The sequence below is a fragment of the Brachybacterium sp. GCM10030252 genome (assembly GCF_042666535.1).
Lineage (GTDB): Bacteria > Actinomycetota > Actinomycetes > Actinomycetales > Dermabacteraceae > Brachybacterium.
This window is the reverse complement of record NZ_JBHTDM010000033.1, coordinates 95,791-102,725: the sequence shown is the minus strand read 5'-3', so window position 1 is coordinate 102,725 and position 6,935 is coordinate 95,791. Positions and strand designations below refer to the sequence as shown.

Sequence of the window (6,935 nt, the reverse complement as noted above, 5' to 3'; positions counted from 1 at the left end):
GGCCGTCGAACGGCTCGCATCCTAGGCCATGCACCCGCCGGGACCGAGTGGTCACGACCCTACCGAACAAGGCCGCACTAAGGAGGGTCCCCCAGTGAGCATCCCCGCACTGATCGCCGTCGGCTGCTACTCCCGGAGCGGCACCGGCCGGGGCCCCGGTCTCGAACTGCTCCGGCTGACGACCGAGGGAACCGGCGTCCCCGGCGGAGCGGACGGTGCCCCGGCGCTGACGGTCGAACGCGGGGCGAGTGTGGAGCTGCCGGATCCGTCCTTCGTGCTGTGGAGCCCGGACGGGACGCTCCTGTATGCGGTGCTCGAGACCGATCCGGCCCGCGTGGTGGCGGTGCGCGTAGGGCAGGACGGCCGCAGCGCCGACGTCGTCGCTGATCATCGGCTGGCGGCCGCCGGTGGCTGCCACCTGGCCTTCGGGCGCTCCCCGTCGACCCTGCTGGTGGCCGGCTACGGCTCCGGCACCGTCGAGACCGTGCGCCTGGACGCCGAGGGCCTGCCCGTCGAGTCGGTCGACCGCGATGACCACCATTCCCTGGCCGACGGCGGCCGGCCGCACCCCCACCAGGTGGTGGCGCTTCCCGGCACCGACCTCCTGGCCGTTCCGGATCTCGGCCTGGACCGGGTGTTCCTCTATCGCCAGGACTCCACCGGAGAGGTCGACCTGGCGGGCGAGATCCCCCTGCCGCGCGGCAGCGGCCCGCGCCACCTCGCGCCCGACCATGAGTCCGAGCAGCTGCACATCTCGTGCGAGCGCTCCGGCATGATCGCGACCGCGGTGCGACGGGACGTCCCGGCCGAACGCCCCGGCGCGTCGGCTCCGCAGGGTGCGACGCGCGAGTGGAGCGTGCGCTCGAGCACCGCCGCCAGCGGCCGGGAGGGTGACAACGCGCTCTCGCACGTGGAGCTGTCGGCCGACGAGTCCGTGCTGCTGGTCGCCAATCGCGGGCCGGACACCGTCTCCGCGCTGTCGCTGGCCCAGATGCGGCCGCAGCTCGTCTCGGAGATCGAAGTCGGGGCGCACCCGCGCCACTTCACCCGGCTCGGCGACCTGGTGCTGGTCGCTGCCCAGGAGAGCGACCGCATCGACGTGCTGCGCCTGGAGCGGGACGAGCTCTCCGTGGCCGGGGACCCGATCCCCGCGCCGTCGGTGGCCTGCCTCGCGCTCAGGCCCTGACAGCGGCCGCGGCCGCTGCTCACGCGCGTGAACCTCACGCGCTGACGAGGGCCGCCGACGCCCCGGGGGTTACACTTTCGGTCGCCGTGCCGGGGCCTACCGCGCGGTATGGCCAGTGCCCCGGCCCTCAAGAGTTCCGGAAGGAAGACGATGACCTCTGCCGCAGACGCCGGCACCGCCGAGACCCTGACCGAGGGCGCCCGATCCGTCGGCGCCCGAGCGGCGGACTCCACGGCCGACGGATCCGCCGCGGTCGTGCTGTCCGCCGCCCCCGATCGCACCGAGGCCGCCGAGCGGGCGGAGTCGCTGTTCCTCGAGTCCTTCGGATACCAGCCCGACGGGGTCTGGTCGGCGCCCGGACGCGTGAACATCATCGGCGAGCATGTCGACTACCAGGACGGGCTGTGCCTGCCGATGGCGATCTCGCACCGCTGCTACGCGGCGGCCGCCCGGACGCCCACCGACCGGGTGCGCCTGCGCTCCGCTCAGGACGATCGGGTGCTCGATATCGACGCGCGCGACCTCGAGCCGGGAGCGATCGACGGCTGGCCGGCGTACGTCGCCGGCGTGCTGTGGGCCCTGCGGCCCTACATCTCCGGGGCCACCACCCAGGGCATGGATGTGATGATCGACGGCCAGGTGCCGCTCGGTGCGGGACTGTCCAGTTCCGCCGCGCTCGAATGCGCTGCGGCGGAGGCCATCGAGGCGCTGCTGAGCCTGGGGACCGGTCCGCTGGATCGGGTCAAGGCCGCCATCACCGCCGAGACCTCCTTCGCCGGGGCGTCCACGGGCGGGCTGGATCAGTCCGCCGCGGTGCTCTCCCATGCCGGCCACGCCCTGTTCCTGGACTGCCGTGACTTCTCCACCCGGGCCGTGCCGTGGGACCTCGCCCAGCAGGGCCTCGCGCTGCTGATCACCGACACCCGCGCGGAGCACTCCCATGTCGATGGCGAGTACACCGCGCGCCGCGCGGACAGTGAGCGCGCCGCCGAGGCCCTGGGGGTGGCGACCCTGCGTGAGGCCGATGCCGGTCGGCTCGAAGAGCTGCTGCCGCGCATCGAGGACGAGGTGGTCCGTCGCCGTGCCCGCCACTCCATCACCGAGATCCAGCGGGTCAAGGACTTCGACGCACTGCTCGCCTCCGGCACCGTGCGCGAGAACGTGGCCGAGCTGGGCCGGCTGCTGAATGCCTCCCACGATTCCCTCCGTGAGGACTATGAGGTCACCGTCGCCCAGCTCGATGTCGCGGTCGACGCGGCGCGTGCGGCCGGTGCCCACGGCGCCCGCATGACCGGCGGCGGTTTCGGAGGGTCGACGATCGCCCTGGTCGAGGCCGACGAGGCCCAGAGCGTGGCCGAGGCGATCGCGGCAGCGTTCGCCGAGCGCGGGTTCACCGCCCCGGAGTTCTTCCTGGCCCTGCCGTCCGAGGGCGCCGGCCAGGACCGCTGAGCTCTCCGGGGCCGGCCAGGGCCGCTGAGCTCCCCGGGGCCGGCGGCGCCCGTCTCCCTGCGGGTCCATTGCTCCCCGCGGGCCCATCCCGGTTCTTTCTCCGGGCCTATTCCGGCGGCCGGATGGGTTGGGTTCCGATACGTTCCACTCAGCTGGTACGGATCGGAACCCAACTGGGTCGAGGCCTCGGTCGGGTGGAGGTCAGGCCCGGTCGGGCGGGTCGCCTCCCGGCCAGTCACCCTCCGGCCGTACGCCCTCCAGCCAGTCGCGCACGCCGGCCAGGAGCCGCGTGCGGGTCGCGTCGTCCGCGCCCGAGAGCCTGATGGAGGCGGCGGCGAGATCGGCGAGCTCGGGGTCGGAGAGCCCGACGGCCCGGGCGGTCTCGTACTGGTCCAGGAGGCGGGAGCCGAACAGCAGGGGATCGTCGGCCCCGAGGGCGACCTGCGCTCCGGCGTCGACCAGCTGCCGCAGCGGCACATCGCCGGGCTCGGCGACGACACCGAGCGACGCGTTCGAGGCGGGGCAGACCTCCAGGCCGATATCGGCCTCGACGATGCGCTCGAGCAGGCGAGGGTCCTCGGCCGCACGCACCCCGTGGCCGAGACGATCGGGAGCCAGGTGCTCCACCACCTCCTGGACGTGGTCCGGTCCCAGCAGCTCCCCGCCGTGGGGCACCGAGAGCAGCCCGGCTCCGCGGGCGATGCGGAACGCCGGCCCGTACTCCTCGGTGGTGCCGCGGCGCTCGTCGTTGGAGAGGCCGAAACCGATCACTCTGCCCGCGTGACGCGCGGCGAGGCGCGCGAGGGTTCGGGCGTCCATGGGGTGCCGGGTACGGGAGGCGGCGACGATGATCCCGATGCTCACTCCGGTCGCCGCTTCGGACCGCTCCGCCTGGTCCAGCACGATCTCCATCGCCGCGGTGAGCCCACCGACGAACGGCGCGTAGCTGGTGGGATCGACCTGCAGCTCCAGGCGTCCCGAGCCCTCGGCGGCATCGTCCTGCGCCGCCTCGTGGATGATCCGGCGCATGGCGTCCTCGCCGTCGACGACGGCACGGGCCGCGTCGTACTGCCGCTGGAAGCGGAACCAGCCGCGGTGGGTCGGCTCGACCTGCAGTGCCACCTCATCGGTCAGTGACCGAGGCAGCAGGATCCCGCGCTCGCCGGCGAGGTCCCGCAGGGTCGAGGTGCGCATCGACCCCGTGAAGTGCAGGTGCAGATGCGCCTTCGGCAGAGCGGCGAGGTCGCGCGGGGTGCCCTCGTCCGGGCCCGCGGGGCTCACTCGGACAGCAGCGCGGCCAGACGGTCGATGCCCTCGGCGAGGTCGTCGTCGTTCAGTGCGTAGGAGAAGCGCAGGTGGCCGGGGGCCCCGAAGGCCTCGCCGGGAACGGCGGCGACCTCCGCCTCCTCCAGCATCACGGTCGCCAGCTCGGTGGACGTGGTGACCTGCCTGCCACGGATCTCGCGGCCGAGCACGCCGGAGACGTCCGGGAAGGCGTAGAACGCCCCGGTGGGGGTGGGCACGGTGAAGCCCGGCACGGCCGCCAGCTTCTCGACGATGGTGCGGCGGCGACGGTCGAAGGCCTCGCGCATGCGTTCGACGGGCTCCGTCGGCCCGGTCAGTGCGGCGATCGCGGCGCGCTGGGCGATGTTGTTGACGTTGGAGGTCAGGTGGGACTGCAGATTGCCGGCCGCGGCGACGACGTCCCGCGGCCCGACCATCCAGCCCACGCGCCAGCCGGTCATCGCGAAGGATTTCGCCACTCCGCCGAGGATCACGGTGGTCTCGGCGAGTTCGGGGACCGCCGCGAGGATCGAGGTGAAGGCGACGCCCTCGTAGGTGAGGTGCTGGTAGATCTCGTCGGTGATCACCCACAGCCCGTGCTCCAGGGCCCAGGTGCCCAGCTCGCGCAGCTGCTGCTGGGTCATGACCGCGCCGGTCGGGTTCGACGGGGAGCACACGACGATCGCGCGGGTGCGCTCGGTGCGGGCCGCCTCGAGCTGAGCGATCGTGGGCACGTAGCCCTGGTCCGCGCCCGCCAGGACCGGCACGTCCGCGGCCCCGGCCAGGCGGATCGCCTCGGGGTAGGTCGTCCAGTACGGGGCCGGCAGCAGCACCTCGTCGCCCGGGTCCAGCAGCGTTGCGAAGGTCTGGTACACGGCCTGCTTGCCGCCGTTGGTCACGAGGGTCTGGGCCGGCTCGACGGTCAGACCGGTGGAGGCGGAGACGCTCTCGGCCAGGGCCTGCCGCAGCGCCGGCAGGCCGACGGCGGGGGAGTAGCGGTGGTTGACCGGATCCGATGCCGCCTCGATGGCCGCGTCGACGATGTGCCGGGGGGTGGGGAAGTCGGGCTCGCCGGCGCCGAAACCGATGACCGGGCGCCCGGCGGCCTTGAGCTCCTTGGCCTTGGCGTCGACCGCGAGGGTGGCCGACGGGGCGATCGCGCCGACCCGCTGCGAGATGCGGGCGCGCTGAGGAGTGCTGGCAGAGGTGGGGACGTCGTCGGTGATCACCCGCCTATCGTGGCAGAGCTCTCCCCGCGGTGCCAGGTCGCCCGAAGTGTGGATCACCGGCGATGGCGGGCTGCGCGAGTCGGCTCTGCGGCCCGGGCGCAGCGGTGCCGAGCCGTGGGCCGATGTGATCTGGCGCGGGCGGATTCGCACAGGGTCGCCCCGGCTTGTATGCTGATCGCTGGTCAGATTCGTGCCCGTTCTTCGAGGCGGTACGGACCAACCTCACGGGGGACTTTCCCGCGTGGAGGGCAGTGGCGCAATTGGTAGCGCAGCGGTCTCCAAAACCGCAGGTTGCAGGTTCGAGCCCTGTCTGCCCTGCCGGCCCGGTCGGGTCCGCCCGGCCGGATACGGATGACCTCGAGGAGATCGGACAGTCCAGACGTGAATTCCAGCCAGAACGCCCCGTCGGCGCCCACCAGCGGCGACGCCCAGGGCTCCGGGTCCAGCAACCCGTTCGTGGCAATCGGTCTGTTCATCCGCCAGGTCATCGCGGAGCTCAGGAAGGTCGTCGTCCCGACCCGTAAGGAACTGGTCGTGTACTCGATCACGGTCCTGGTGTTCGTGATCGTGATGATCCTGCTGATCTTCGGCCTCGATGCCGGATTCAGCTGGCTGTCCCGGACTGCGTTCTCGTCTCCCGACGCGGGAGTCTGAGCGGGTCCGCGCCGAGCAGCACGCCGCACCGCGCCCGACCATTCCACAGCCGTCAGGAAGGCAGGTTCCCCGCTGATGAGCGACCAGACCTCATCCCCCGAAGAGTCCTACCAGGACGTCGACGACTCCCTGTCGTTCTCGTCGTCTCCCGAGACCGACGCAGCGCCCCAGGCGGCTGACGCCGAGGCGCAGAGCTCCGAGGCCGAGCTCGCCGAGGATGCCTCTGTGGATCAGCAGGCTCCCACCGAGGAGGGTGAGGACGCCGCGGAGACGGCCGCCGACCCGGACGACGGCGACGCCGAGCCGGCCACCGGTGACGAGGCCGCGGAGTCCGAAGCGCCCCAGGAATCCGAGGACTCCGAGGAATCCGAGCAAGAGGACCCGCTGGTCGAGCTGAAGCGTCATCTGCGCTCCGCTCCCGGCGAGTGGTACGTCGTCCATTCCTACTCCGGCCACGAGAACCGCGTGAAGTCCCAGCTCGCGACGCGTACCGAGACCCAGGACATGGAGGACTACATCTTCGAGGTCCAGGTCCCGATGGAGGACGCGACCGAGGTCAAGAACGGCCAGAAGAAGATCGTCCGCCGGGTGCGGGTGCCCGGGTACGTGCTGGTGCGCATGGACCTGACCACCGAATCGTGGCGTGTGGTCCGCGACACCCCGGGCGTGACCGGCTTCGTCGGCAACGCGACCGACCCGACGCCGCTGAGCTTCGACGAGATCTACTCGCTGCTGGAGCCCTCCGTCGGCCTGCCGGAGAAGAAGCGCTCCTCGGGCGGCACTCCGAGCAAGCCCGCCGCCGCGCAGAAGATGCCCGATTTCCACGTGGGCGAGTCCGTCACCGTCATGGACGGTCCGTTCGAGACCATGCCGGCGACGATCTCCGAGATCCACGCGGAGACGCAGAAGCTCCAGGTGCTCGTGTCCATCTTCGGGCGCGAGACCCCGGTCGAGCTCGGCTTCGATCAGGTCACCAAGATCTGATCGGACCCGTTCGGCGCCGCGGCCTGCGCCGCGGCAGTACGACCAGGATCACCCTTGATCCCGGTCGACGCCGACGCGACGTGCAGGTAGCGTCGCACCGGACCTGACGCCGCCCCCGGCGCGCCCAGGTCCTCGCAGTGGGAGGAGCA

The 6,935-nt window shown here is 72.1% G+C and carries 6 protein-coding genes and 1 tRNA gene; 5 read left to right on the top strand and 2 right to left on the bottom strand.

Annotated elements, in window-relative coordinates:
- Positions 1-94: 94 nt before the first annotated feature.
- The gene (locus ACFQRJ_RS14975) at positions 95-1,186 is read left to right on the top strand and encodes a lactonase family protein (protein ID WP_377020016.1); all 1,092 of its coding nucleotides are present in this window, start codon (positions 95-97) and stop codon (positions 1,184-1,186) included.
- 150 nt (positions 1,187-1,336) lie between these two features.
- Positions 1,337-2,635, top strand: coding sequence for a galactokinase (gene galK, locus ACFQRJ_RS14970; protein ID WP_377020015.1), 1,299 nt, complete (start codon positions 1,337-1,339; stop codon positions 2,633-2,635).
- A 201-nt stretch (positions 2,636-2,836) separates the two neighbouring features.
- Here the strand turns inward: galK and ACFQRJ_RS14965 are convergent, their stop codons facing one another.
- Together ACFQRJ_RS14965 and ACFQRJ_RS14960 are read right to left on the bottom strand one after the other, a co-directional pair.
- Complete coding sequence (locus ACFQRJ_RS14965) at positions 2,837-3,916, bottom strand: adenosine deaminase (protein ID WP_377020014.1); 1,080 nt, start codon at positions 3,914-3,916, stop codon at positions 2,837-2,839.
- Positions 3,913-5,148 (bottom strand): pyridoxal phosphate-dependent aminotransferase, encoded by a 1,236-nt coding sequence (locus ACFQRJ_RS14960; protein WP_377020013.1) that lies wholly within the window; start codon positions 5,146-5,148, stop codon positions 3,913-3,915. Before ACFQRJ_RS14960 ends, ACFQRJ_RS14965 begins: the two co-directional genes overlap by 4 nt.
- Before the next feature lie 245 nt (positions 5,149-5,393).
- On the opposite strand from ACFQRJ_RS14960, the gene ACFQRJ_RS14955 reads away from it, so the two are divergent.
- The 3 genes from ACFQRJ_RS14955 to nusG all read left to right on the top strand — a co-directional run bounded on the left by ACFQRJ_RS14955 (position 5,394) and on the right by nusG (position 6,786).
- Positions 5,394-5,466 (top strand) — tRNA-Trp (locus ACFQRJ_RS14955).
- A gap of 63 nt (positions 5,467-5,529) precedes the next feature.
- Positions 5,530-5,802, top strand: coding sequence for a preprotein translocase subunit SecE (gene secE, locus ACFQRJ_RS14950; protein ID WP_377020012.1), 273 nt, complete (start codon positions 5,530-5,532; stop codon positions 5,800-5,802).
- A 75-nt stretch (positions 5,803-5,877) separates the two neighbouring features.
- Positions 5,878-6,786, top strand: a complete 909-nt coding sequence (gene nusG / locus ACFQRJ_RS14945; RefSeq protein WP_377020011.1) for a transcription termination/antitermination protein NusG — start codon at positions 5,878-5,880, stop codon at positions 6,784-6,786.
- Positions 6,787-6,935 lie beyond the last annotated feature (149 nt).

Coding starts and splice junctions, on each gene's coding strand:
- galK (WP_377020015.1), top strand. CDS start 1,337: ATGACCTCTGCCGCAGACGCCGGCACCGCCGAGACCCTGACCGAGGGC.
- nusG (WP_377020011.1), top strand. CDS start 5,878: ATGAGCGACCAGACCTCATCCCCCGAAGAGTCCTACCAGGACGTCGAC.